The organism is Streptomyces sp. NPDC091972, from assembly GCF_044756385.1.
In the GTDB taxonomy this organism is placed as follows: Bacteria; Actinomycetota; Actinomycetes; order Streptomycetales; family Streptomycetaceae; genus Streptomyces.
On sequence record NZ_JBIVSV010000007.1, the window covers coordinates 1 to 23,941 of the forward strand.

The following is a 23,941-nucleotide window of genomic DNA, read 5'->3' on the forward strand; positions in this document are numbered from 1 at the left end:
CGCGCGGTGCTGGCCGCGACGCTCTCGCCGACCTGGGGCATCTACTCCGGCTACGAACTCGCCGAGAACACCCCGCTGCGCGAGGGCAGCGAGGAATACCTCGACTCGGAGAAGTACCAGCTCAAGGCCCGCGACTGGGACACCCCCGACTCCCTCGCCCCCCTGATCACCCAGCTCAACACCATCAGGCGGGAGAACCCGGCCCTGCGGCAGTTGCGCGACCTCCACTTCCACCACGCCGACAAGGACGCGGTGATCGTGTACTCGAAGCGGAGCGGCTCGAACACGGTTCTGGTGGTCGTGAACCTCGATCCGCACCACACCCAGGAGGCGACGGTCTCGTTGGACATGCCGCAACTCGGCCTGGAATGGCACGAGTCGGTGCCGGTGCGCGACGAGCTCACCGGTGAGACCTATCACTGGGGCAGGGCGAACTACGTGCGTCTGGAGCCGGGCGGGGCACACGTCCTCGTGGTCGGCCGGGGGTCCGGGGGTCATCCCCCGGGTGAGCACAGCACCGTCCTGCGACCGTCCAACCCGCAGATCGGAGGGTCACCCACAACATGATCGTCAACGAGCCCGTCCACGACACCTTCGAGGACACCCCCGCCAAGGACCGGGACCCGGACTGGTTCAAGCGGGCCGTCTTCTACGAGGTCCTGGTCCGCTCCTTCCAGGACAGCAACGGCGACGGCATCGGCGACCTCAAGGGCCTGACCGCCAAACTCGACTACCTGCAGTGGCTGGGCATCGACTGCCTGTGGCTGCCGCCCTTCTTCAAGTCACCGCTCAGAGACGGCGGGTACGACGTCTCGGACTACACCGCCGTGCTGCCGGAGTTCGGCGACCTCGCCGACTTCGTGGAGTTCGTCGACGCCGCCCACCAGCGCGGCATGCGCGTGATCATCGACTTCGTCATGAACCACACCAGCGACCAGCACCCGTGGTTCCAGGAGTCGCGCAAGGACCCCGACGGCCCGTACGGCGACTACTACGTGTGGGCGGACGATGACAAGCAGTTCCAGGACGCGCGGATCATCTTCGTCGACACCGAGGCCTCCAACTGGACCTTCGACCCGGTCCGCAAGCAGTACTTCTGGCACCGCTTCTTCTCCCACCAGCCGGACCTCAACTACGAGAACCCGGCCGTCCAGGAGGAGATGATCTCCGCCCTGCGGTTCTGGCTGGACCTGGGCATCGACGGCTTCCGGCTGGACGCGGTGCCGTACCTGTACCAGGAGGAGGGCACCAATTGCGAAAACCTTCCGGCAACCCATGAGTTCCTCAAGCGGGTCCGCAAGGAGATCGACGCGTCCTACCCGGACACGGTGATCCTGGCGGAGGCGAACCAGTGGCCGGAGGACGTGGTCGACTACTTCGGCGACTACGAGTCCGGCGGCGACGAGTGCCACATGGCCTTCCACTTCCCGGTCATGCCCCGCATCTTCATGGCGGTGCGCCGTGAGTCCCGCTACCCCGTCTCGGAGATCCTGGCCAAGACCCCGGCCATCCCGCAGAACTGCCAGTGGGGCATCTTCCTGCGCAACCACGACGAGCTGACCCTCGAAATGGTCACCGACGAGGAACGCGACTACATGTGGGCCGAGTACGCGAAGGACCCGCGGATGCGCGCCAACATCGGCATCCGGCGGCGCCTGGCCCCGCTCCTCGACAACGACCGCAACCAGATCGAGCTCTTCACGGCTCTCCTGCTCTCCCTGCCCGGCTCGCCGATCCTGTACTACGGCGACGAGATCGGCATGGGCGACAACATCTGGCTCGGCGACCGCGACGCCGTCCGCACCCCGATGCAGTGGACACCGGACCGTAACGCGGGATTTTCCTCCTGTGACCCCGGGCGGCTCTATCTGCCGACCATCATGGACCCGGTCCACGGCTACCAGGTCACCAATGTCGAGGCGTCGATGGCGTCGCCCTCGTCGTTGCTGCACTGGACCCGCCGGATGATCGAGATCCGCAAGCAGAACCACGCGTTCGGTCTCGGCTCCTACACCGAGCTGCCGTCCTCGAACCCGGCGGTGCTGGCCTTCCTGCGGGAGTACGAGGACGACCTGGTCCTGTGCGTCCACAACTTCTCCCGGTTCGCGCAGCCCACCGAACTGGACCTGAGCGCCTTCAACGGACGGCACCCGGTCGAGCTGTTCGGCGGGGTGCGCTTCCCGGCCATCGGTGATCTGCCGTACCTGCTGACCCTCGGCGGGCACGGTTTCTACTGGTTCCGGCTCCGCAAGGACGCCGCGTAGCCGAGGAGGACCCCGGGCGGGGCGTTTCCACCGGCCCGCCCGGGGCACGCATCAGTAGCACCCCGACCAGCCAGCCCGGGGAAAGGACGCCACGTTATGTCGGAAGCCGTCACCCGTACCGCCACGACAAGTACAGGCATCCTCGCCTCCCTCGACCCACTTCTGCGCGAGTGGCTGCCACGGCAGCGCTGGTTCGCGGGCAAGGGACGCCCGGTCACCGGGTTTACCCTGGTGACGGTCACCGAGCTGCTGCCGCCCACCGCCAAGCTCGGCCTGTACCACCTCCTGGTCCGGGCCCACCAGCCGCTCGCCGTGGGCGCCCCGCCGCACCCCGGGGACTGCTACCAGCTGCTCATAGGCGTGCGCGAGGCGCTGCCGCCCCGGCTGGCGCCCGCGCTGATCGGCCATGTCGAGGAGGGTCCGCTCACCGGCCGTACCGCGTACGACGCCCTCCACGACCCGTTGCCCGCCGAACTGCTCCTGGAGGCGATCCGCTCCGGGAGCCGGATCGGCGGGCTGCGTTTCGAGCGGGACCCGCACCAGGAGATACGGGAGGGCCTGGTGGCCCGGGTGATGACCGCCGAGCAGTCGAACTCGTCGATCGTCTACGGAGATACGTTCATCCTGAAACTCCTGCGCCGGGTCGTGCCCGGCGTCAACCCCGACCTGGAGCTGCCGCTGGCGCTGGCTCGCGAGGGCTGCCCCCGGGTGCCCGCGCCGACGGGGTGGGTGCGGGCGGAGCTGGCGGGCGAGCCGTACACCCTGGGCGTGCTCCAGCCCTTCGTGCAGGGCGCCTCGGACGGCTGGGAGCTGGCCCTGCGGGAACTCGCCAAGGGCGAGGACTTCAGTGCCGAGGCGCACGCGCTCGGGCGGGCCACCGCCGAGGTGCACACCGCGCTCGCGCGGGCCCTGCCGACCGTGACGCTGGGCCACCAGCAACTGCAACCGCTGGTCGACGGCATGATCGAACGGCTGGAGGCGGCCGTCCAGGCGGTCCCCGCGCTCCGGCCGCACGCGCCCGGGCTGCGCTCCGCGTTCACCGCGCTGGGGGATCTCGCCGCCGAGGGCAGCACCTGGACCGCCCAGCGCATCCACGGCGACCTCCACCTCGGACAGTGCCTGCGCTCGGCCGCCGGGCACTGGTCGCTGATCGACTTCGAGGGCGAGCCGTCCAAACCGCTCGCCGAACGCCGGCTGCCGCAGCCCACGGCCCGGGACGTCGCCGGGATGCTGCGCTCCTTCGATTACGCGGCACACTCCACCGACCTGCCGGTACCGGGCTGGGCCGATGCCTGCCGTGCCGCGTACTGCTCCGGATACGCCGAGGTCAGCGGGGTGGACCCGCGGACCGATCCGGTGCTGCTGCGCGCGTACGAGACCGACAAGGCGATCTACGAGGTCGTCTACGAGGCCCGGCACCGGCCGGACTGGCTCCAGGTGCCGATGGCCGCGGTCGCGCGGTACGCCACGACCGACCTGATCTGACCGACCCGACTCCCGCCGAGGAGGCTCCACCTGTGACTCCGCCCACCCCCAGCGGTTCGGAACCGAAGAAGACTGCGAAGAACAAGGCCGCGGAGAAGACAGTGACCAAGAAGGCGTCGGCGAAGAAGGCGGAGCCGGTGGCCAGGAAGGCACCCGCGAAGAAGCCGGGCACCGGGAAGACCGGTGTCGGCGCCGCGGCGGCGGAGACGGCCCGGGCCGTGAAGGCCGGTGCCGAGAAGGTCGGCGCCGAGGCGGCCGACGCCGTCAAGGCCGTGGCCAAGAGGAGCGGCGGCGGGAAGGCCGCGGCCGGGAAGACGGACGCCGGAAAGGCCGTGGCCAAGAAGGCGCTGGTCAGGGAGGCGGCCGTCGACACGTCCGTCGTGAAGAAGGCGGCCGCGAAGAAGGCCGCGGCGAAGAAGGCCCCCGCGAAGAAGACCGCGGCACAGAAGACCGCCGCGAAGAAGACCGCTGTGAAGAAGACCGCTGCGAAGAAGTCCGCGGTGGAGGAGGTTGCCGCCAAGAAGACGGCAGCGCCCGCGGTGGCCGCCGGGAGCGCCGTGGAGCCGGCCGCGGTGGCGGAGACGGCCGCCCCCGCCGCGGTCCAGCCGCCGGAGACACCCGTCTCGCCCGCCCTGGACGCCGGTGACCGGGAGCGGCTGCTCTCCGCCACGCACCACGACCCGCACGGGGTGCTCGGCGCGCACCCGGTGCCCGGCGGGGTGGCCTTCCGGGTGTTCCGTCCGTACGCCCTGGGCGTCACGGTCGTGGCCGAGGAGGTACGGGCCGAACTGCACGACGACGGCGACGGCTTCTTCTCCGGTCTGCTGCCGCTGCGGGAGGTCCCCTCCTACCGGCTGCTCATCACGTACGCGGAGACGGTCCAGGAGACCGAGGACGCGTACGCCTTCCTGCCCGCGCTCGGCGACCTCGACCTGCATCTGATCGGCGAGGGCCGGCACGAGCAGTTGTGGACGGCGCTGGGCGCGCAGCCCATGACCCACCAGGGTGTCGCGGGGACCCGCTTCACGGTGTGGGCGCCGAACGCGCGCGGGGTGCGGGTGGCCGGCACCTTCAACTTCTGGGACCCCTCGGCGTTCGCGATGCGCTCGCTGGGCGGCACCGGGGTGTGGGAGCTGTTCGTGCCCGGTGTCGGCGAGGGCGAGCTGTACAAGTTCGAGATCACCCGCCCCGACGGCTCCAAGACCCTGCGCGCGGACCCGCTGGCCCGCCGCACGGAGGTCCCGCCGAACACCTCCTCGATCATCCACGCCTCGCACCACGAGTGGCAGGACCAGGAGTGGCTGGCGAACCGGGCGGCCGGAGCCCCGGCCCACGAGGCCCCCTTCTCGGTCTACGAGATCCATCTGCCGTCCTGGCGCCCCGGCCTGACGTACCGTCAGCTCGCGGAGCAGCTCCCCGCCTACGTCAAGGACCTGGGCTTCACCCACGTCGAGCTGATGCCGGTGGCCGAGCACCCCTTCGGCGGCTCCTGGGGCTACCAGGTCACCGGGTTCTACGCACCCACGGCACGTCTCGGCACCCCCGACGACTTCAAGTACCTCGTCGACGCCCTCCACCAGGCCGGCATCGGTGTGCTGATGGACTGGGTGCCGGCGCACTTCCCGCGCGACGACTGGGCGCTCGCCGAGTTCGACGGCCGGCCCCTGTACGAGCACGAGGACCCGCTGCGCTCGGCCCACCCCGACTGGGGGACGCTGGAGTTCGACTACGGGCGCCGGGAGGTGCGCAACTTCCTGGTGGCGAACGCCGTCTACTGGTGCGAGGAGTTCCACATCGACGGGCTGCGCGTGGACGCGGTCGCCTCGATGCTCTACCTCGACTACTCGCGCGAGCCGGGCCAGTGGGTCCCGAACGTGCACGGCGGCCGGGAGAACCTGGACGCGGTGGACTTCCTCCAGGAGATGAACGCGACGGTGTACCGGCGGGTGCCGGGCGTGGTGACGATCGCGGAGGAGTCGACGGCCTGGGACGGCGTGACGCGCGCGACGCACCACATGGGCCCCGGGGGCTTCGGCGGTCTCGGCTTCGGTCTGAAGTGGAACATGGGCTGGATGCACGACTCGCTGGACTACATGGCCCACGAGCCGGTGCACCGCAAGTACCACCACCACGAGATGACCTTCTCGATGGTGTACGCGTACAGCGAGAACTACGTCCTGCCGATCTCCCACGACGAGGTCGTCCACGGCAAACGCTCACTGGTGTCGAAGATGCCGGGCGACTGGTGGCAGCAGCGCGCCAACCTCCGCGCCTACCTGGCCTTCATGTGGGCGCACCCCGGCAAGCAACTCCTGTTCATGGGCCAGGAGTTCGCCCAGGGAGCGGAGTGGTCGGAGGCGCACGGCCCGGACTGGTGGCTGCTGGACCCGGCGTACGGCGCGGAGGGGGACCACCGCGGCGTCCGTGATCTGGTCCGCGACCTGAACGCGGTGTACCGCCACACCCCGGCCCTCTGGCAGCGCGACACGGACCCCTCGGGCTTCCAGTGGATCGTCGGGGACGCGGCCGAGGACAACGTCTTCGCCTTCCTGCGCCACGACGCCGACGGATCACCCCTGCTGTCGGTCTCCAACCTCGCCCCCGTGGTCCGCCCCGGTTACCGCCTGGGCGCCCCGGACGACGTCCCGGCCTGGCTGGAGACCCTGAACACGGACGGCGCCCGGTACGGCGGCGGTGACGTCACCAACCCGGACGTGATCAAACCGGACCCCCAGGGCTGGCACGGCCGCCCGGCCAGCATCCAGCTCACCTTGCCGCCCCTGGCCACGGTGTGGCTGCGGCCGGCCTGACCGAGGTCACCGGAGCGGACCCGCGGGGGTCCGCTCCGGGACACGGGACACTCCCGCGAGGACCGCGGTGGCACCTGCCCCTCAGGCGGTGACCAGCGCCTTCGGCAGGCGGCCCGTGTGCAGCACCCCCAGGCGCTGGGTCGCCCGGGTCAGGGCCACGTACAGGTCGCTCGTGCCGTACAGGGCCGGCTCGACCACGAGGACGGAGTCGAACTCGAGCCCCTTCGACTGGCGGGGGTCCAGGAGCACGACGGTCCGCGTCAGGTCCGGTTCAGCGCCCGCCGTGACGCCGTCGAGCCGGGCCGCGAGCCTGCGGTGCAGATGGCGCGGGGCGATGACCGCGAGCCGTCCCTCGGCGGGGGTCAGCTCCTTCACCGCCTCCGCGACCGTGCCGGGCAGGTCGTCGGTGGCGCGCACCCAGGGCCGTACTCCGGTGGAGCGGACCGAACTCGGGGGTTCGAAGCCGGGGTCCTCGGCCCGTACGACGGCCGCCGCGAGCTCCATGATCTCGGCCGGGGTGCGGTAGTTGACGCGGAGCCTCGCGTGTTCCCAGCGGTCCTGGACGTACGGCTGGAGGATCTGCTGCCACGAGCCCACGCCCGCCGCCTCCGCGGTCTGCGCCGGGTCGCCGACCAGGGTCATCGAGCGGGTCGGGCTGCGCCGCATGAGCAACCGCCAGGCCATCGGCGACAGTTCCTGCGCCTCGTCGACGATGATGTGCCCGAACGCCCAGGTGCGGTCGGCCGCAGCGCGCTCGGCGGCGCTGCGGTGGTCGTCCTCCTCCTGCCGCTCGGCGAACCGCTCGGCGTCGATGATGTCGTGCGCGGACAGGACCTCGGAGTCCTCCTCGTCCTTGTCGTCGAACTCGTAGGTGCGCGAGGCGTACGACACGTCGAGCACGCCCTGCGCGTACGCGATCTGCGTCTCCCGCTCGCGTTCGGCCCGGGCCCGTGCCAACCGCTCGTCCACGCCGAGGAGTTCGGCCGCCTCGTCGAGCAGGGGCACGTCCGCCACGGTCCAGCCGCGGGTCACCGGGCGGCGGATCGCGGCCGCGTCCTCGTCGGGGAGGTAGCCGACCGGGTCGGCGAGGAAGTCGGCGACCAGCCGCTGCGGGGTCAGGCGCGGCCACAACTGGTCGATGGCGGCCCAGACCTCGGGGTTCTCGGCGAGTTCGTCACGGATCTGGGTGATGTCGCTCGGGTCCAGCAGGTTCGTCCCGTCGAAGGGATCGGTGCCGATGCGCTCGGCGACCATGTCGGTGAGCGTGTTGAGGATGTGGCCCTCGAAGTGCTCACGGGCGACGTTGTGCGGCAGCCGGGCGGCACGGGTCTTCTCGCGGGCGACCTTGACCAGGCCGTCGTCGAGCATGAGGATCTCGCGGTCGTGCTCGATCGCGATCACCGGGTCGGGCAGTGCCTGCCAGTCGCGTACGACGTCGGCGAGGACGTCGGCCATGGCGGCGCGCCCCTTCACCGCGGCCGCGGCCCGGCTGTCGGTCGCCGTCGCCTTCACTCCGGGGAAGAGCTCCCCGACCGTCGCGAGGAGCACCCCGGTCTCGCCCAGCGAGGGCAGCACCTCGCCGATGTAGCCGAGGAAGGCGGGGTTGGGGCCGACGATGAGCACGGCCCGCTTGGCCAGCAGCTCCCGGTGCTCGTAGAGCAGGTACGCGGCCCGGTGCAGGGCGACGGCGGTCTTGCCGGTGCCGGGGCCGCCCTCGACCACCAGCACCCCGCGGTGGGGTGCGCGGATGATCTCGTCCTGCTCGGCCTGGATGGTCTGCACGATGTCGCTCATGCGGCCGGTGCGCGCGGAGTTGAGCGCGGCGAGCAGGACGGCGTCGCCGGTCGGGTCCTCGTGGCCGGTGCGCTCCTGGTCGCCCAGGTCGAGGATCTCGTCGTGCAGGTCGGTCACCCGGCGGCCCTCGGTGCCGATGTGCCGGCGGCGGCGCAGGCCCATCGGGGTGTGGCCGGTGGCCAGGTAGAAGGGGCGGGCGACGTCGGCCCGCCAGTCGATGAGGATCGGGGTGCGGTCGGCGTCGTCGGTGCGCAGTCCGATCCGGCCGATGTGGTGGGTGGTGCCCGAGGTGAGGTCGATCCGGCCGAAGCAGAGGGAGCCGTCCACCGCGTTCAGCGCGGCCAGCAGCCCCGAGCGTTCGGCGACCAGGATGTCCCGCTCCAGCCGGGCCTGCATGGGGGTGTTGCCCTGGGCGAGCGCGTCCGTGACGGAGGCCTCGGTGTCGCCGCGCAGGGCGTCCACATGTGCGTACAGCCCGTCGATGAATTCCTGTTCCTGCCGCAATTCATCGTCCGGAAAACCGGTGTTTGACAATTCCACTCCCGCCCGGATATACTGTGCTCACTGAGCTTCTTTGTGGCTTCATTCCGGTGAAGTCACGAATCATTGAATATACGCAAAGAAATCCCCCGGGCGCAATCGCCCGGGGGATTTCTCGTATTGCGTCAGCTCACAGGACGTCCGTCAGCTCCTCCAGCAGCCGCCGCTTGGGCCGCGCCCCCACCATCGACCGGACGGGCTCCCCGCCCCGGAACACCATGAAGGTGGGCATCGACAGCACCTTGTAGGCGTTCGTCGTCAGCGGATTGGTGTCGACGTCCAGCTGGACCACCTTGAGCCGCTCCCCCTCCTCCGCCGCGAGGGCCGTGAGCACCGGCCCCATCTGGCGGCACGGCGGGCACCAGTCGGCGGTGAACTCCACCAGCACCGGCAGCTCCGCCCCCAGCACCTCCGCCTCGAAGTCCGCGTCCGTCACCTCGGCCACACCCGCTGCCCTGATCACCTGTGGTCCCCTCCCAGTTCGCACACCGGCTCCGGACCGCCCGGAACCTCCGCGTCGGCGGCCAGTTCGGCACGCGCCCGCTCGGCCCGCTCCAGCTGCTGCCCGACCTGGGCGCGCACGGTCTGCAACTCACCGATCAACGCGTCCAGTTCGCCGAGCTTGCGCCGGTAGACCGCGAGCGAGGCGGGACACGAGTCGCCCTCGGGGTGGCCGGCCCGCAGACACTCCACGAAGGGCCGCGTCTCCTCCAGGTCGAACCCGAAGTCCTGGAGCGTCCGGATCTGCCGGAGCAGCTTCAGGTCGTCCTCGTCGTAGGTCCGGTATCCGTTGTGTCCGCGCCGCGCGGGAAGCAGACCCCGCGCCTCGTAGTAGCGCAGCGTCCGCGTCGTGGTCCCGGCCCGTGCGGCCAGCTCGCCGATTCGCATGCCCCGAACGTAGTCCTTGACGCCGACGTCAAGGCAAGAGCGGTTTGCGCTGCACGGGAGAGGTCAGCACGATCGACGTCGCGGTGCGGCCGAGGGCGGAGACCTCCTCGAGGACCTCCTCCAGGTGGACGGTGTCGCGGACGGCGACCTTGAGGATCCAGCAGTCCTCGCCGACCACGTGGTGCACCTCGGTGATCTCGGGGCGCTCCATCAGCTCCAGGGTCCGCGGATGCCGCAGGGTGTAGCCGCCGTGCGGGCTGACCCGGATGAACGCCTGGATGCCGTAGCCGAGCCGGGCCGGGACCACGTGGGCGCCGTAGCCGCCGATCACGCCCGCCGCCTCCAGCCGCCGCACCCGCTCGGTGACCGCCGCCGGGCTCAGCCGCACCCGGCGGCCCAGTTCACTCAGCTTGATCCGGCCGTCGGTCTGGAGGAGCTCCAGGATCTGCCGGTCGAGCGCGTCGAAGGCGACCGAGGTTTCGTCGGCGGCAGGCCGCGGACGCCGTGGTTCTTTCGGCACCGCTGCCTGAACTCCCATGGTTGCCCCTTCAGTACCCGGACGTGCGCCGGGAGAATTATGGTCATGGAAACGCCACGAGAGGTACTGGTCATCGGCGGCAGCCGGTATGTCGGCAAGCGCCTGGTCGCCCGTCTGCTGGCCGCCGGCGACCGGGTCACGGTCCTCAACCGGGGCTCGTCCGCGCCCCCTCCCGGGGCGGTTCACCTGGTCGCCGACCGCGACGACGAGACCGCGTTGCGCGGAGCGCTGGGCGCGCGCTCGTTCGACGTCGTCGTGGACCAGGTCTGCTACACCCCGCGCCAGGCGGCGATCGCCCGCCGGGTCCTGGCCGGACGGACCCGGCGCTATGTGATGACCTCGACGGTGGAGGTCTACGAGTACGAGGACTCGATCGCCCTCGTCCGGGAGGACGCCGTCGACCCGACGTCCGTGTCCGTCGATCCCGGTCTCCCCTGGGACGACCCCGCATTCCTCGATTCCCATTACGGCGAGGGAAAGCGGCAGGCGGAATCCGTTTTCTCCACGGACCCCGCCTTTCCCTTCACGACGGTCCGCGTGGCGCACGTGCTGGGCGGCGCCGACGACTTCACCGGAAGGCTCGCCCATTACGCCGACCGCATCCGCACCGGCGAGCCCGTCGCCGTCCCGGTCGACAACCAGCCCGCCACCTACATCCACGTCGAGGAGATCGCCGGCTTCCTCGCCTGGACGGTGGGCCAGGACTTCACCGGGCCGGTGAACGCGGCCTCCCACGGGCTGCTGGGCACCGAGGAGCTGTGCCGGGCGGTCGCCGCGCACTTCCCCGAGGGGAAGATTCTCCTCCGGCTGGTCGAGGTCGGCGAGGTCTCGCCGTTCTCCTTCACCCGCGCCTACGGCATGGACAACACCCGCGCCACCCGGCTCGGGTTCACCTTCGACGACGTGCGGCGATGGCTGCCGCGGGCCGTGGCCGAGACACTCGGAACGGGGCGAGCACTCGTGCACGGCCGGTAGGGCGGCGGGAGCCGGCAGAAGAGGGCGGGCGGGCACCCGCGCCCGCCCCCGTCACCGGGAAGCCGTGACCCCCGTCCACGGCTCCCCGGCGCGCTCGGCCCACTGCCGGGCCGCCTCGGGGCGGCCGGTGAGCAGCAGGAGCAGGGAGGCGATCGGACCGCGGACCTCCTCGCCGGCCCCGCGTGTCCACTCGATGTCGGTGGCCACGAGCCGCGCCTTGGGCAGGGGCCAGGGGCGCGGCGGGAAACGCATGGTCCACACCCGGTCGGCGGCGTCCCGCGCGGCGACCGCCGGCATCGCGCGCTCACGCCCGAGGGCGAGGACGATGTCCTGGCCGTGGACGAGGAGGTCGAGCAGGGGTTCGTGCGGTGAGGTGGTCGGCGCGAGGCGGCGGGAGCCGACGATCGAGCGCAGGTCGGCGACGATCGCGGCCACCGGCTGCTCCGCCTCGCGGACCGCCGAGTCATGGATCATCCGGTTCCAGTTCCCCCGGGCGCGGACCATCTCGCGGACGACCCGGCCGCGGGAGAAGCGCGCCGCGATCGTGAGGTGCGCGGCGACGTCCCGCACCCGCCAGTCCCCGCACCGGGTGCGCGTCTCCCACTCCTGCGGGCTCAGGTCCTCCAGCAGGTCGGCCAGGCTCGCCCGCTCCCGGTCGACGATCTGCCAGAGCTCGTCGGTGTCCAGCACTGCACCCACGGGAATCACCCACTCAAGTGGTAAGCTTCTCTGACCAAAGTAGTCAGAGACTCTGACCAATGTCAAGCAGTGCGAGGGAGCGTCGACGATGGTGGCGGAGAGCGAGCTCAACACGGGCGTGCTCCTGTTCCTCCCGTACCGGGCCCTGGAGAATCGAATCTTCGCCGCGCTCGCGGAAGCCGGTTTCGACGACTTCACGCCCGCCCAGGCCCGGGTCATGCAGCGGATCGGCCCCGACGGGACCCGGCTGACGGAACTGGCCGAGCAGGCCCAGATCACCAAGCAGACCGCCGGCTTCCTGGTCGACCAGCTCGAGAAGGCGGGCTATGTCACCCGCGTCCCGGACCCGACCGACAAGCGGGCCCGGCTGGTGCGGGGCGCGGCGAAGGCACGGGCGGCGAAGGAGGTCGCCGACGGCGTGGTCGCGGAGGTGGAGAAGGAGTGGGAGGAACACCTCGGCAGGCGCCGCATGCAGCAGCTCCGCGAGGCACTGACCCTGCTGCGGGAGATCACCGATCCGTGGGCCTAGGGTGTGGCTCCGTGCGGATACCGACGGAGAGCGCGACGATGACGACCCCGGCCCGGTGGGACGAGCCGACGGGCATCAGCGAGGTCCTGGCGGAGGCCGACCGTGCCGAGATCCAGGGCTGGCGGGGCCCCGCGGCGCGGGACGGCGACGACGTCCCGCCCCTGACGGTCCGGCTGGCCGCGCTCGGACGCGCGTTCGCCGAGCGCCCGGCCGATTTCACCCCGGAGCGGACCCGTGCGCTGTTCCGGCTCCTGGAAGACACCCAGGCGGCCGACGGCGAGCGGTACGGCAGCGCCGTCGCCACCGGATTCCTGGAGCCGCTGCTGAACGCCTGGAACAAGGACTTCGACCTCCGCTCCGTCTGGCCGGCCCTCGGCCCGCACTCACGCGCCTGTTGCCGGGCCTGGAACGCCTTCACCGGCGTCCCGACGCCTGACTGGATGCGCTGAGCTCCTGCACCCCGCCCGCCTCCTCGACCTCCAGCAGCGAAGCGCTGTGCCGTTCCGCCTCGAAGGCCCGGTGGCCGCCGCGCAGGCCGAACAGGCGCTTGGCCAGGAGGATGTAGAGGACGGCGAGGATGTTCAGGAGCAGGGTGGCGATCTTCAGCCAGCTGACGCGCTCGGTGAGCTCGTAGACCTCCAGCGGGAGGAACGCGGCGGTCGCGACCACCGTCAGGTACTCCGCCCAGCGCCTGGCGTACCAGAGGCCGACCGCCTCGACGAGCTCGACGACGGCGTAGACCAGCAGCAGCACGGCCACGAGGACGAGCGTGCCGTGCCGGTACCCGAACGTCCTGCGGACGGTGTCGACGACCGGCGAGTGGTCCAGGTCGTAGTGGAAGTGCCGGAACACCGGACGGAAGACGTCCAGGTACTCGTCGAAGAGCCGGCGCACCGCGTCCCGGCTGTTGCTGAACTTCCACACCGCCAGCGCGGCCAGCACGACGAACACCCCGCGCACCGCCCGCTCGACCGCGAGGAAGCGCAGCACGAACAGGTCCCTGAGCACCGTGCCGCGCGGCACCAGGGGCGCGTGGTCCGCGGGTCCCGAGCCGTGCGGCTCGCCGAGGACGAAGTCGCCGCAGCGCAGACAGCGCCAGGCCGCGCCGAGGGCGGTTTCGGCGTGCAGCCGCTCCCGCAGGCGGGGTTCGTCGGGCGCGTACGTCACATGGCCGCGGCGGGCGCACGTCCGCCGGTCCCAGTCGATCTTCATCCCCCGCGCCTCCGCAGCCAAGAGCGTGCCGTCCGGGGACGGCACGCTAGTGGGGCGGGGTAAGAGTCCGGTGAGTCAGCGGGTGCCGGCCAGTTCCTTCTCCCGCTCGGCCCGGGGAGTGGCCTCCGCGGGCTTCCGGCCCGGCAGCAGGACCGCCACCAGTACCGTCCCGGCGCCCAGCACGATCGCTCCGACCAGGCTGGTGTGCGCCACCGCGTCGGAGAAGGACGAGCCGACCGCGTCCGCCATCTGCCGTGCGCCGGAGGCGAGTTGGTCGGCCTGCGCCTTGAGCTGGGCCGCCTGCTGGGGGTCGGTGGCCTGCGCGGCCCGCTCGGCGGCCTTCCGGGCCTGCTCGCCGATGCCCTGCGCGACCGTGTACCCGGCGCCGACCGAGTCCTGGGCGCCGGCCAGGGCGGACGCGGGGAGCCGGCTGCCCGCGGTGGCGTCGGAGAGGCGGTCCGAGTAGGAGGTGGCCAGCAGGGAGCCGAGGATCGCGATGCCGAGGGAGCCGCCGAGTTCGATCGAGGTGTCGTTCACCGCGCCGCCGACGCCCAGTTCGGACTCGGGGAAGGCGCCCATGATCGCGTCCGTGGCGGGCGAGAGGGCGAGGCCGATCGCCAGGCCCAGCACGATCAGGGGCGCGACGAGATCGCCGTAGGACGAACCGGCGTCGATCCGGGTGAGCAGCGCGAGGGCCGTGGTGCCGCCGACCATGCCGGCGGTGACCGTCCACTTCATGCCGACCCGCGGGGTGAGGAACCCGGTCAGGGCGGACCCCGCGAAGACCGCGCCGGCGAGCGGCAGCATGCGCAGGCCGGTCTCCAGGGCGCTGTAGCCGAGGACGAACTGGAGGTGCTGGGTGAGGTAGTAGAAGGCGCCGAAGACGGCCAGGAAGAACAGGGCGACGGCGAGGTTGGAGCCGGCGAAACCGCGGTCGGCGAAGCGGCGCACGTCGACGACGGGGCGCGGGTGGCGCAGCTCCCAGGCGACGAAGAGCGCGAGGCCGGCCCCCGCGACCACCGCGGCGGCGATCGCCTTGGCGTGCCAGCCGAAGTGCGGCCCCTCGATGATCATGTAGACCAGCGCGCCGATCCAGACGACCGACAGCAGTCCGCCGACGTAGTCGATGCGGCCGTGCTCGGCGGCCCTGGACGGCGGGACGAGGGCGAGCGCGGCCACGAGGGCGACGGCCGCGACCGGGACGTTGATCAGGAACGTCGAGGTCCAGGCGTGGTGCTCCAGGAGCGCGCCCGCGACCAGCGGACCGGCCGCGATCGCCACACCGGAGGTGGCGGTCCACACGGTGATCGCCTTGGCCCGCTCCCCGCGCGGGAAGGTCGCGGCGAGCAGGGACAGCGTGGCCGGCATGATCATCGCGGCACCGGTGCCCATCACCGCGCGGGCCGCGATGACCGTCGTGGCGCTGCCGGCGAAGGAGCCGAAGACCGCGCCGCCGCCGAAGACGCCGAGCCCGAGCAGGAGTGCGCCGCGGCGGCTGTACTTGTCGCCGATCGCGCCGAGCAGCAGCATCAGGGCCGCGTACGGCACGGTGTAGCCGTCGATGACCCACTGGAGGTCGGCGCTCGACAGCCCGAGGTCCTCGGTCATGTCGGGGGCGGCGACCGTGAGGGCGGTGTTCGCCATCACGATGATCAGCAGGCTGAGGCAGAGGACGAGGAGTGCCCACCAGCGGCGGGCGTAGGGGCGCTCCATCTTCTCGACCGGTTCGGTGATGACGAGTCGCATGGCAGGGGGTGGCCTTCCTCAGCAGACTTGCACAGTGATGTGCATTTGCTCAATGCTGTGCAATGTACGCTCGCTGCACAACGGTGTGCAAGTCCGGTGAGGAGGGGCACAATGACGGCCATGACCCCGGGCCACTCCAGCCGCGCCGACGCCAACCGGCGCCGCATCCTCGACATCGCGCTCGCCGAACTGCTGCGCGACCCCGACGCGTCCATGGACCAGATCGCGCGCGCCGCGGGCGTCGTACGACGGACCGTGTACGGCCATTTCCCGAGCCGTGAGGCGCTGATCGGCACCCTCGTCGACGGGGCCGTGGAGGCGGTGGCGGCCGCGCACGCGGCGGGACGCGAGGGGACCGAGGACCTGGCGCAGGCCGTGGCGGGCTCCGTGCTCGCGGTCTGGGAGGTCGCCGACCGCTACCGCATCCTGGTCGCGCTCGCCCAGCGCAGCGTCACCGTGCAGGGCATCCGCGAGCGGCTGGCGCCCGTGCGCGCGGCCTGCACCGAACTGCTCCAGCGCGGCCTGGACGAGGGCGTCTTCGTCTCCCCGCTGCCCGCGCCCGCGCTGGCGTACGTCCACGAGCAGATGATGTTCGCGGTCATGGAGGCGGTGAACGACGGGCTGCTGGACGCGGAAGAGGCGGGCCGCTCCACCGCGGTCACCGTTCTGACCGCGGCGGGCGTACCCGCCTCTCTGGCCACCGCGCTGGTGGCGAAGCTGAGCGACTGAACCCGCGCCCGGGAAGGGGGCCCGGGCGGCCGAGCCACGGGGGGAGTACTCGGCCGCCCGGGGTGGGGAGCCGGGCCCGGGTTCAGGTCGGGCCCGGCTCTGCTCTGTGTGGCCCTGGGGCCACCGGGTCACGGCGTCCGGCGTCGGCACCGGCGCCGGCGTCCGGCCGCTCAGGCCTTGGCCAGCTCCTTCTCGCCGCCCTGCTCGGGAATGTCCGCCGGGACCTCGTCGTCGTGGTCGAGGAGCGTCTTCTCGTCGAAGGGCAGGTGACCGGCGAGCACCTGGTCGACGCGCTCGCGGTCGATCTCCTTGGTCCAGGTGCCGATCAGGACGGTGGCCACGGCGTTGCCCGCGAAGTTGGTCAGGGCGCGCGCCTCGCTCATGAAGCGGTCGATGCCGACGATCAGGCCGATGCCGTCCACCAGGGCGGGCTTGTGCGACTGGAGACCGCCGGCCAGGGTCGCGAGACCGGCGCCGGTGACACCGGCGGCGCCCTTCGAGGCGACGAACAGGAAGAGCAGCAGCGGGATCTGCTCGCCGATCGACATCGGGGTGCCCATGGCGTCGGCGATGAACAGCGAGGCCATGGTCATGTAGATCATGGTGCCGTCGAGGTTGAAGGAGTAGCCGGTCGGGATGGTGATGCCGACCACCGGCTTGCTGACACCCAGGTGCTCCATCTTCGCGATGACCCGCGGCAGCGCGGACTCGGAGGAGGAGGTCGACAGGATCAGCAGGAACTCACGGCCCAGGTACCTGAACAGCGTCAGGATGTTGAGGCCCGCGACCAGCCGCAGCAGCGTGCCGAGCACGATGAAGACGAACAGGACGCAGGTGGTGTAGAAGCCGACCATCAGGAGCGCGAGGTCCTTCAGGGCGTCGACGCCGGCCGACCCCACGACGGCGGCCATCGCACCGAAGGCGCCGACCGGGGCGGCCCACATCACCATGGCGAGGACACGGAAGACGAGCCGCTGGATGTGCTCGACACCGCGCAGGACCGGCTGCCCGACCGGGCCCATGGCCTGCAGCGCGAAACCGACGAGCAGTGCGATCAGCAGGGTCTGGAGCACCTCGCCCTCGGTGAAGGCGGAGACGAACGTGGTCGGGATGATGCCGAGCAGGAACTCGGTGGTGTCCTTGGCCTCCGCGTCGACCTGCGCGTGGCCGACGTCCTTGACCGCGTCGGTCACGGCCAGACCGGTGCCCGGGTCCAGGATGTTGCCGACGACCAGGCCGATGCCGAGCGCGACCAGCGACATGATCGTGAAGTAGATCAGCGCGATGCCGCCGACGGCGCCGACCTTGGCGGCCTTCCGTACCGATCCGATACCGAGCACGATCGTGCAGAAGATGATCGGCGAGATCATCATCTTGATCAGGTTCACGAACCCGGTGCCGATCGGCTTCAGCTCGACCGCGAAGTCGGGCGCGACCAGACCGACGGTGATACCGAGGGCGACCGCGACGATCACCGCGATGTACAGGTAGTGCGTGCGGTCCTTTTTGACTGCGGGTGCCGTATCGGGGGTGCTGGCGGCCACGGCTGCCCTCCTTGACGTCTTCGTCGGCATGACCGGCGTGCGGCTCACGTCCGGGCTTTTGAAGGAATGCCGTGACTATCTCCCGCCCTGTGAGGACGGTCACCCTTCCGTTCATTGAGTTCACCGACCGGCCTCCCGGAGCGCCGGGCCGCCGGCCCCCCTCGCGAGGGCAGCGGTCAAAATCGGCCATGGGGCACACTGACGGCATGCGCATCGCCGTACCGAGACCCCGCAGCCTGGCGGCCCAGCTCTTCGCCATGCAGGCCGTGCTGATCGCCGTGCTCGTGGCGGGGTACGCGCTGTTCACCTACGTCAGCGACCGGGGACAGGCCGAGGACGCGGCGCGCAGTCAGGCCAGGGCGGTGGCGCGGGCGGTCGCGGACTCGCCGTCCGTGCGGGAGGCGATAGGCACGCCGAGACCGACGGCCGAACTCCAGCCGTACGCGCTCAGGGTCATGGCCGACACCGAGGTCGACTTCGTCACCATCATGAGTCCGCGGGGCATCCGCTGGACCCACCCCGACGAGAACCAGATCGGCAAGCACTTCCTCGGCAACACCGAGCGCGCGCTGAAGGGCGAGACCTTCACGGAGACCTACACCGGCACCCTGGGCGCCTCGGTCCGGGCGGTCACCCCCGTCAAGGACGACAGGGGACACGTCATCGGCCTGGTCAGCGCCGGCATCCAGGTCGAGAAGATCAGCGAACGGGTGCAGGGCCAGCTCACCGCCCTGCTCGCGGTCGCGGGCGGCGCGCTCGCGCTCGGCGCCATCGGCACGTACGTCGTCAACGCCCGCCTGCGCCGCCACACGCACGGCATGAACGCGACCGAGCTCAGCCGGATGCACGACTACCACCAGGCGACCCTGCACGCGGTCCGCGAGGGGCTGCTGATGCTGGACGGGCAGTACCGTGTCGCGCTGATCAACGACGGCGGACGGGAGTTGCTCGGGGTGTCCTCGCAGGACGGTGTGGTCGGGCGGTCGGTGGCGGACCTCGGGCTGCCGGCGCCGCTGACCGGTGCGCTGCTCTCCTCGGAGCCGCGGGTCGACGAGGTCCACCTCACGTCCACGCGGGTGCTGGTCGTCAACACCTCCCCGGTCTCCGGCGGAGAGCAGCGCGGCACCGTGGTCACCCTGCGCGACGTGACCGAACTCCAGTCCCTCATGGGCGAGTTGGACTCGGAGCGCGGCTTCACCCAGGCATTGCGCTCCCAGGCCCACGAGGCGGCGAACCGGCTGCACACGGTCGTCTCCCTGATCGAACTGGGCCGCGCGGAACAGGCGGTGGACTTCGCGACCGCCGAACTGGAACTGGCGCAGGCCCTCACCGACCAGGTCGTGGCGGCGGTCGGCGAGCCCGTCCTGGCCGCCCTTCTGCTGGGCAAGACCGCACAGGCGAACGAGCGGGGCGTGGAGCTGGTCGTCTCGGAGGACAGCCGCCTGGACGACGGACTGCTGCCGGAGAGCCTCCCGGCCCGGGACCTGGTCACCATCCTCGGCAACCTCATCGACAACGCGGTGGACGCGGCCCAGGGCAGCGTCCGGGCACGGGTGACGGTGACGGCGTACACGGCGGGCCCGGAGGGCGGGGCGGGCGTCGCCGGCTCGGCCGGCCGCGGGCTGGTGCTGCGGGTCTCGGACACCGGCGCCGGTGTCGATCCGGCCCACGTGGAGACGGTGTTCCAGCGGGGCTTCTCGACGAAGCCGGCGGGCCCGGGCGGCCGCGGGCTGGGCCTCGCGCTCGTACGGCAGACGGTCAACCGCTGCAAGGGCACCCTGACCGTGACGGAGGCGGAGGGGGGCGGCGCCGAGTTCGAGGTGCGGCTGCCGCTGGGGAGCGAGACCGGGGCCGAGGGAGGGACTCCGGCCCCGGAGGGTTCCGCGGCCCCGGGCGACGGCACGGAACCCGACGGCTCCCCCGTCTCCGGTGACCCCCCGGCCCACGACGGCGCCCCCGTTCCCGCCCCCGTCCCCGGAGGCGACGCATGACCGGTCAGCAGCCCATCCGTGTCCTGGTCGTCGAGGACGACCCGGTCGCCGCCGACGCGCACGTCCTGTACGTCAACCGCGTGCCCGGCTTCACGGCCGTCGGCAAGGCGCACACCGGCGCCGAGGCCCGTCGCCTCCTGGACCGTACGGCCGTCGACCTGCTCCTGCTCGATCTGCACCTGCCGGACGGGCACGGCCTCCAGCTCGCCCGTTCGCTGCGCGCGGCCGGGCATCAGGCGGACGTGATAGCGGTGACGTCGGCCCGGGACCTGACGATCGTCCGCGAGGGCGTCTCCCTCGGAGTCGTGCAGTACGTACTGAAGCCGTTCACCTTCGCCACCCTGCGGGACCGGCTGATCCGGTACGCGGAGTTCCACGCGGCGGCCGGTGAGGCGAGCGGTCAGGACGAGGTGGACCGCGCGCTGGCCACACTGCGGGCACCGGGTCCCGCCGCCCTGCCCAAGGGGCTCAGCGCGCCGACCCTGGAGCGGGTGACGGTGGCGCTGCGGGACTGCGCGGAGGGCCTCACGGCGACCGGTCTCGCCGAGGTGGTCGGCATCTCCCGGATCACGGCCCGCCGCTACCTGGAGCACCTGGTCGACGCGGGCCGGGCGGCACGCAGTCCGCAGTACGGGACGGTGGGGCGGCCGGAGTTGCAGTACCGGTGGGTCAGGGGGCAGTAGGGACGGCCCTCCGCCATGCCGGACCGCCGCCCGGCAAGTCCAGTCCGCTGCAAGGTCATTGACGGGACTAGACCACTCCACTTACGTTCACACGGCAGCCGTCCCGGCCACAACGACGTGAGCCCGTAGGAGGTCATGCCCGTGCGCCCCACCGCCGTACTCCCCTCCCTGCTCGTCACCGCCCTCGCCGCGTCCGCCCTCACCGCCTGCGGCGGTGGTTCCGGCAGCGATCCGGACACCGTGAAGGTCTCGTTCAAACAGTCCACCGACAACTCGGTCCACGTGATGGACGACTACCTCGCGGACGTCAAGAAGCAGTTCGAGAAGGCCCACCCCGGCAAGAAGGTCGAGCTCGTCCCGATCAAGGCCCCGGACTCGGAGTACTACACCAAGCTCCAGCAGATGCTCCGCTCCGCGAAGACCGCGCCCGACCTGGTCTACGAGGACACCTTCCTCATCAACTCCGACATCACCAGCGGCTACTTGAAACCGCTCGACGCCTACCTCGCCAAGTGGCCCGACTGGAACCGGTTCATCGACACCGCGAAGGCCGCCGCGAAGGCCGAGGACGGCAAGACGTACGGCGTCCCGGACGGCACGGACACCCGCGGGCTCTGGTTCGACAAGGGCATCTTCGCCAAGGCCGGCCTGCCCGCCGACTGGCAGCCCAGGACCTGGGACGAGGTCCTGGATGCCGCCCGCACCATCAAGCGCAGGGTCCCGGACGTCACCCCCCTCAACGTCTACACCGGCAAACCCGCGGGCGAGGCCGCCACCATGCAGGGCTTCGAGATGCTGCTCTACGGCACCGAGGACCGCCTGTACGACGAGTCCGCCAAGAAGTGGATCGCCGGCAGCCAGGGCTTCAAGGACGCCCTGTCCTTCGTCGAGACCGTCTACCGGGAGAAGCTCGGCCCGGACGTCTCCACCGCTCTCGACCCCAACATCCAGACCATCGTCCGCGGCGACCTGCTCCCCAAGGGCAAGCTGGGCATCAACCTGGACGGCTCCTGGCTCCCGCAGGACTGGCTGCCCGGCAGCGGCCACGAATGGCCCGAGTGGTCGCGGGAGTTGGGCCTCGCGTACATGCCGACCCAGCACGGGCAGGCCCCCGGCAAGGTGAGCATGTCCGGCGGCTGGACCTGGGCGGTCCCGGCCAAGGCGGGCAACCCCGACCTCGCCTTCGAGTTCGTGAAGACCATGCAGACCAAGGCCAACGCCCAGAAGTGGTACGTCGCCAACTCCGGCATCGCGGTGCGCGAGGACGTGGCCGAGGACCCGGCGTACGCCAAGGCCCAGCCAGGGATCAAGTTCTTCACCGACCTGGTCGCGAGCACCCACTACCGGCCCGCCTACCCGGCGTACCCGAAGGTCTCCACCGCGATCCAGGAGGCGATGGAGGGCGTGACGACCGGTGACGTCCCCGTCGAGGAGGCGGCCAAGGGCTACGACGACGCGCTCAAGGAGGCCACGGACAACCAAGTGATCGAAAAGTGAACCCGCGCTCCCTCGCCCGTGCCCTCCCCCTCACCCCCGCCCTCGTCCTGCTGCTCCTCTTCCTCGCCGGTCCGATCGCCTACTGCGCGTGGATCGCCTTCACCGACCTCCAGTTGACCGGCCAGGCCGAGTCGTCGTTCGTCGGCTTCGAGAACTTCCGTACGGCGTTCGGGGACGAGGAGTTCCTCAACGCGGTATGGCTGACGCTGGTGTTCACGGTCGTGTCGTCGCTGGTCGGTCAGAACACCCTGGGCCTGGCCCTCGCCTCGCTGATGCGGCGCGCCTCCAAGCCCGTGCGCACGCTCACGGGCGGCATCGTCATCACCGCGTGGGTGCTGCCCGAGGTCGTGGCGGGCTTCCTCCTCTACGCCTTCTTCCGCAAGGAGGGCACCCTGAACGCCGTGCTCGACCTGCTCCGTCTGCCGTCCCAGAACTGGCTGTTCACCCTGCCGATCCTGGCGGTGTCCTTCGCGAACGTGTGGCGGGGCACGGCCTTCTCCATGCTGGTCTACACGGCGGCCCTGAACGAGATCCCGAAGGAGATCACGGAGGCCGCCGAGGTCGACGGGGCGGGCGGCTGGCGCCGGATGTGGCACATCACCCTGCCGATGATCCGGCGCTCCATCGGCACGAACCTGATGCTCAACACCCTCCAGACCCTCTCGGTCTTCGGGCTGATCTGGGTGATGACCAGGGGCGGTCCGGGCGACAGAAGCCAGACCCTGCCCCTGTTCATGTACGAACAGGCCTTCCAGAACAGCATGATCGGCTACGGCACCGCGGTGGCCCTGCTGCTGCTCCTGGTGGGGTCCCTCTTCTCCGTGGTCTACATGCGCCTGCTGCGGACGGAGGTGTGAACATGGCCGGGGCATCGCTCGCCGACCGCCGCCGCAACCGCCGACTGGCCGCCGACGCGGGCCTGTTGGTGGTCGCCGCCGCCTTCGTGCTGCCGCTCGCCTGGGTGGTGCTGTCGGCGCTGGACCCGCACGCCGACCTTCGGGTGAAGGTCCCGGACGGGCTCACGCTCGAAAACTTCGACGCGATCCTGACCTCGGAGATCACCTTCACCCCGCTGCTCAACAGCCTCGTCCTGTGCGGCGGGGCGACCCTGCTGACGGTGGTCTGCGCGGCCCTCGCCGCCTATCCCCTGTCCCGCTTCCGCTCCCGCCTCAACCGGCCGTTCCTGCTGTCGATCCTGTTCGCCACCAGCCTGCCCATCACGGCGATCATGGTCCCGGTCTACGCGCTCTTCGTGCAGGTCGACCTGATCGACACCCTCCAGGGCACGATCCTGTTCTTCGCCGCCTCCCAACTCCCCTTCGCCATCTGGCTGATGAAGAACTTCATGGACGGCGTGCCGAAGGAGCTGGAGGAGGCGGCCTGGACGGACGGCGCCGGCACCCTCCAGTCCCTGGTCCGGATCGTGCTGCCCCTCATGGGACCCGGGGTCGCGGTCGTGACCGTCTTCTCCTTCGTCATGATGTGGGGGAACTTCTTCGTCCCGTTCATGCTGCTGCTCACCCCGGACCAGATGCCGGCGTCCGTCAGCATCAACGAGTTCTTCGGCAACCGCGGCATGGTGGCCTACGGCCAGCTCGCCGCGTTCTCGATCGTCTACTCGACACCGGTGATCCTGCTGTACGTACTGGTCGCCCGACGGTTGGGGGGCGGGTTCGCCCTGGGCGGCGCGGTCAAGGGGTGACCCAGTCCTGAACTCGTCACCCCGGCCCCGACCGCCGGGGGCTCCCGCGCACCCAGAGGTGCGTCAAGTGCCCGGCCCGCGTGCGCGTCGCGTGGCCGCGTGCGCCGAACTCCCGTCCCCGCTCCGACAGACACCCAACCGATCCCCTTCCAGGACGCGCCCGACCACCGGAACCGGCCCTGCCGACCACTCCCGCCCCTCCCCGCCGACCCCGTCCACGCACGCCAGCCCACAGCCAGCGGGCCCCGCCCTGACACACGGCCGACCGACTTCCTACCCGGGCGCGACCGACGTTGCGACCCCGTCGGAACGGCT

Annotated in this window: 21 protein-coding genes; 13 read left to right on the forward strand and 8 right to left on the reverse strand. The window is 71.0% G+C overall.

Features of this window, described 5'->3' with window-relative positions:
• The 4 genes from ACIQJT_RS21410 to glgB form a co-directional block, all read left to right on the forward strand.
• A partial coding sequence (locus ACIQJT_RS21410) for a DUF3459 domain-containing protein (RefSeq protein ID WP_402645730.1) occupies positions 1–567 on the forward strand: 567 nt, incomplete at its 5' end.
• Positions 564–2,264: a maltose alpha-D-glucosyltransferase gene (gene treS / locus ACIQJT_RS21415; RefSeq protein WP_365465393.1), complete on the forward strand. Its 1,701-nt coding sequence runs from the start codon at positions 564–566 to the stop codon at positions 2,262–2,264. The genes ACIQJT_RS21410 and treS, both read left to right, overlap by 4 nt.
• 96 nt (positions 2,265–2,360) lie before the next feature.
• On the forward strand, positions 2,361–3,749 hold the full coding sequence (locus tag ACIQJT_RS21420; protein ID WP_402645733.1) for a maltokinase: 1,389 nt from the start codon (positions 2,361–2,363) through the stop codon (positions 3,747–3,749).
• 32 nt (positions 3,750–3,781) lie between these two features.
• Entirely contained in the window at positions 3,782–6,559 is a 2,778-nt protein-coding gene (gene glgB, locus ACIQJT_RS21425) for a 1,4-alpha-glucan branching enzyme (RefSeq protein ID WP_402645735.1), read from the forward strand.
• A gap of 81 nt (positions 6,560–6,640) precedes the next feature.
• On the opposite strand, the gene ACIQJT_RS21430 is transcribed toward glgB, so the two are convergent.
• From ACIQJT_RS21430 to ACIQJT_RS21445, 4 genes are all read right to left on the reverse strand, one after another.
• The gene (locus ACIQJT_RS21430; RefSeq protein WP_365465402.1) at positions 6,641–8,857 is read right to left on the reverse strand and encodes a UvrD-helicase domain-containing protein; all 2,217 of its coding nucleotides are present in this window, start codon (positions 8,855–8,857) and stop codon (positions 6,641–6,643) included.
• 166 nt (positions 8,858–9,023) lie between these two features.
• Positions 9,024–9,356, reverse strand: a complete 333-nt coding sequence (locus ACIQJT_RS21435; protein ID WP_402645738.1) for a thioredoxin family protein — start codon at positions 9,354–9,356, stop codon at positions 9,024–9,026.
• Complete coding sequence (locus ACIQJT_RS21440) at positions 9,353–9,781, reverse strand: MerR family transcriptional regulator (RefSeq protein ID WP_053846386.1); 429 nt, start codon at positions 9,779–9,781, stop codon at positions 9,353–9,355. The genes ACIQJT_RS21435 and ACIQJT_RS21440 overlap by 4 nt, the downstream gene beginning before the upstream one ends.
• A 28-nt stretch (positions 9,782–9,809) precedes the next feature.
• A complete protein-coding gene (locus ACIQJT_RS21445) occupies positions 9,810–10,319 on the reverse strand; it encodes an Lrp/AsnC family transcriptional regulator (protein ID WP_402645742.1) in 510 nt (169 codons plus the stop codon).
• A gap of 45 nt (positions 10,320–10,364) precedes the next feature.
• Between ACIQJT_RS21445 and ACIQJT_RS21450 the strand changes: the two genes are divergently transcribed.
• The gene (locus tag ACIQJT_RS21450) at positions 10,365–11,294 is read left to right on the forward strand and encodes an NAD-dependent epimerase/dehydratase family protein (RefSeq protein ID WP_402645745.1); all 930 of its coding nucleotides are present in this window, start codon (positions 10,365–10,367) and stop codon (positions 11,292–11,294) included.
• Positions 11,295–11,345: 51 nt separating this feature from the next.
• Here ACIQJT_RS21450 and ACIQJT_RS21455 read toward each other — a convergent pair whose 3' ends face one another.
• On the reverse strand, positions 11,346–12,002 hold the full coding sequence (locus ACIQJT_RS21455; RefSeq protein ID WP_402645748.1) for a maleylpyruvate isomerase family mycothiol-dependent enzyme: 657 nt from the start codon (positions 12,000–12,002) through the stop codon (positions 11,346–11,348).
• A gap of 79 nt (positions 12,003–12,081) precedes the next feature.
• On the opposite strand from ACIQJT_RS21455, the gene ACIQJT_RS21460 reads away from it, so the two are divergent.
• Both ACIQJT_RS21460 and ACIQJT_RS21465 read left to right on the forward strand, forming a co-directional pair.
• On the forward strand, positions 12,082–12,522 hold the full coding sequence (locus tag ACIQJT_RS21460) for a MarR family winged helix-turn-helix transcriptional regulator (RefSeq protein ID WP_053846389.1): 441 nt from the start codon (positions 12,082–12,084) through the stop codon (positions 12,520–12,522).
• A gap of 11 nt (positions 12,523–12,533) precedes the next feature.
• Complete coding sequence (locus tag ACIQJT_RS21465; protein WP_402645752.1) at positions 12,534–12,971, forward strand: hypothetical protein; 438 nt, start codon at positions 12,534–12,536, stop codon at positions 12,969–12,971.
• On the opposite strand, the gene ACIQJT_RS21470 is transcribed toward ACIQJT_RS21465, so the two are convergent.
• Together ACIQJT_RS21470 and ACIQJT_RS21475 are read right to left on the reverse strand one after the other, a co-directional pair.
• A complete protein-coding gene (locus ACIQJT_RS21470) occupies positions 12,937–13,734 on the reverse strand; it encodes a DUF2127 domain-containing protein (protein ID WP_365465422.1) in 798 nt (265 codons plus the stop codon). The two genes, ACIQJT_RS21465 and ACIQJT_RS21470, sit on opposite strands and share 35 nt — an antisense overlap.
• Before the next feature lie 75 nt (positions 13,735–13,809).
• On the reverse strand, positions 13,810–15,480 hold the full coding sequence (locus tag ACIQJT_RS21475) for an MFS transporter (protein WP_402645756.1): 1,671 nt from the start codon (positions 15,478–15,480) through the stop codon (positions 13,810–13,812).
• A 111-nt stretch (positions 15,481–15,591) separates the two neighbouring features.
• On the opposite strand from ACIQJT_RS21475, the gene ACIQJT_RS21480 reads away from it, so the two are divergent.
• Positions 15,592–16,209, forward strand: a complete 618-nt coding sequence (locus tag ACIQJT_RS21480) for a TetR/AcrR family transcriptional regulator (protein ID WP_365465428.1) — start codon at positions 15,592–15,594, stop codon at positions 16,207–16,209.
• A 170-nt stretch (positions 16,210–16,379) separates the two neighbouring features.
• On the opposite strand, the gene ACIQJT_RS21485 is transcribed toward ACIQJT_RS21480, so the two are convergent.
• Positions 16,380–17,783, reverse strand: a complete 1,404-nt coding sequence (locus ACIQJT_RS21485) for a cation:dicarboxylate symporter family transporter (protein WP_402646475.1) — start codon at positions 17,781–17,783, stop codon at positions 16,380–16,382.
• A gap of 176 nt (positions 17,784–17,959) precedes the next feature.
• Between ACIQJT_RS21485 and ACIQJT_RS21490 the strand changes: the two genes are divergently transcribed.
• The 5 genes from ACIQJT_RS21490 (at position 17,960) to ACIQJT_RS21510 (ending at position 23,626) form a co-directional block, all read left to right on the forward strand.
• Positions 17,960–19,744 carry an ATP-binding protein gene (locus ACIQJT_RS21490; RefSeq protein ID WP_402645759.1) on the forward strand — a complete coding sequence of 595 codons (1,785 nt, stop codon included), beginning with the start codon at positions 17,960–17,962 and terminating at the stop codon, positions 19,742–19,744.
• Positions 19,741–20,427 (forward strand): response regulator, encoded by a 687-nt coding sequence (locus tag ACIQJT_RS21495; protein WP_053846394.1) that lies wholly within the window; start codon positions 19,741–19,743, stop codon positions 20,425–20,427. The genes ACIQJT_RS21490 and ACIQJT_RS21495 overlap by 4 nt, the downstream gene beginning before the upstream one ends.
• Before the next feature lie 135 nt (positions 20,428–20,562).
• The gene (locus ACIQJT_RS21500; protein ID WP_402645763.1) at positions 20,563–21,924 is read left to right on the forward strand and encodes an extracellular solute-binding protein; all 1,362 of its coding nucleotides are present in this window, start codon (positions 20,563–20,565) and stop codon (positions 21,922–21,924) included.
• Positions 21,921–22,781, forward strand: coding sequence for a carbohydrate ABC transporter permease (locus ACIQJT_RS21505; RefSeq protein ID WP_402645765.1), 861 nt, complete (start codon positions 21,921–21,923; stop codon positions 22,779–22,781). Before ACIQJT_RS21500 ends, ACIQJT_RS21505 begins: the two co-directional genes overlap by 4 nt.
• A gap of 2 nt (positions 22,782–22,783) precedes the next feature.
• On the forward strand, positions 22,784–23,626 hold the full coding sequence (locus ACIQJT_RS21510; RefSeq protein WP_365465446.1) for a carbohydrate ABC transporter permease: 843 nt from the start codon (positions 22,784–22,786) through the stop codon (positions 23,624–23,626).
• Positions 23,627–23,941 lie beyond the last annotated feature (315 nt).

What these genes read in the sequence shown, in the direction of transcription:
- ACIQJT_RS21460 (WP_053846389.1), top strand. Translation starts at nt 12,082, where the DNA reads ATGGTGGCGGAGAGCGAGCTCAACACGGGCGTGCTCCTGTTCCTCCCG.
- ACIQJT_RS21470 (WP_365465422.1), bottom strand. Translation starts at nt 13,734, where the DNA reads ATGAAGATCGACTGGGACCGGCGGACGTGCGCCCGCCGCGGCCATGTG.
- ACIQJT_RS21485 (WP_402646475.1), bottom strand. Translation starts at nt 17,783, where the DNA reads ATGCCGACGAAGACGTCAAGGAGGGCAGCCGTGGCCGCCAGCACCCCC.
- ACIQJT_RS21510 (WP_365465446.1), top strand. Translation starts at nt 22,784, where the DNA reads ATGGCCGGGGCATCGCTCGCCGACCGCCGCCGCAACCGCCGACTGGCC.
- treS (WP_365465393.1), top strand. Translation starts at nt 564, where the DNA reads ATGATCGTCAACGAGCCCGTCCACGACACCTTCGAGGACACCCCCGCC.
- ACIQJT_RS21500 (WP_402645763.1), top strand. Translation starts at nt 20,563, where the DNA reads ATGCCCGTGCGCCCCACCGCCGTACTCCCCTCCCTGCTCGTCACCGCC.
- ACIQJT_RS21445 (WP_402645742.1), bottom strand. Translation starts at nt 10,319, where the DNA reads ATGGGAGTTCAGGCAGCGGTGCCGAAAGAACCACGGCGTCCGCGGCCT.
- ACIQJT_RS21440 (WP_053846386.1), bottom strand. Translation starts at nt 9,781, where the DNA reads ATGCGAATCGGCGAGCTGGCCGCACGGGCCGGGACCACGACGCGGACG.
- ACIQJT_RS21495 (WP_053846394.1), top strand. Translation starts at nt 19,741, where the DNA reads ATGACCGGTCAGCAGCCCATCCGTGTCCTGGTCGTCGAGGACGACCCG.
- ACIQJT_RS21490 (WP_402645759.1), top strand. Translation starts at nt 17,960, where the DNA reads ATGCGCATCGCCGTACCGAGACCCCGCAGCCTGGCGGCCCAGCTCTTC.
- ACIQJT_RS21480 (WP_365465428.1), top strand. Translation starts at nt 15,592, where the DNA reads ATGACGGCCATGACCCCGGGCCACTCCAGCCGCGCCGACGCCAACCGG.
- ACIQJT_RS21420 (WP_402645733.1), top strand. Translation starts at nt 2,361, where the DNA reads ATGTCGGAAGCCGTCACCCGTACCGCCACGACAAGTACAGGCATCCTC.
- ACIQJT_RS21475 (WP_402645756.1), bottom strand. Translation starts at nt 15,480, where the DNA reads ATGCGACTCGTCATCACCGAACCGGTCGAGAAGATGGAGCGCCCCTAC.
- ACIQJT_RS21450 (WP_402645745.1), top strand. Translation starts at nt 10,365, where the DNA reads ATGGAAACGCCACGAGAGGTACTGGTCATCGGCGGCAGCCGGTATGTC.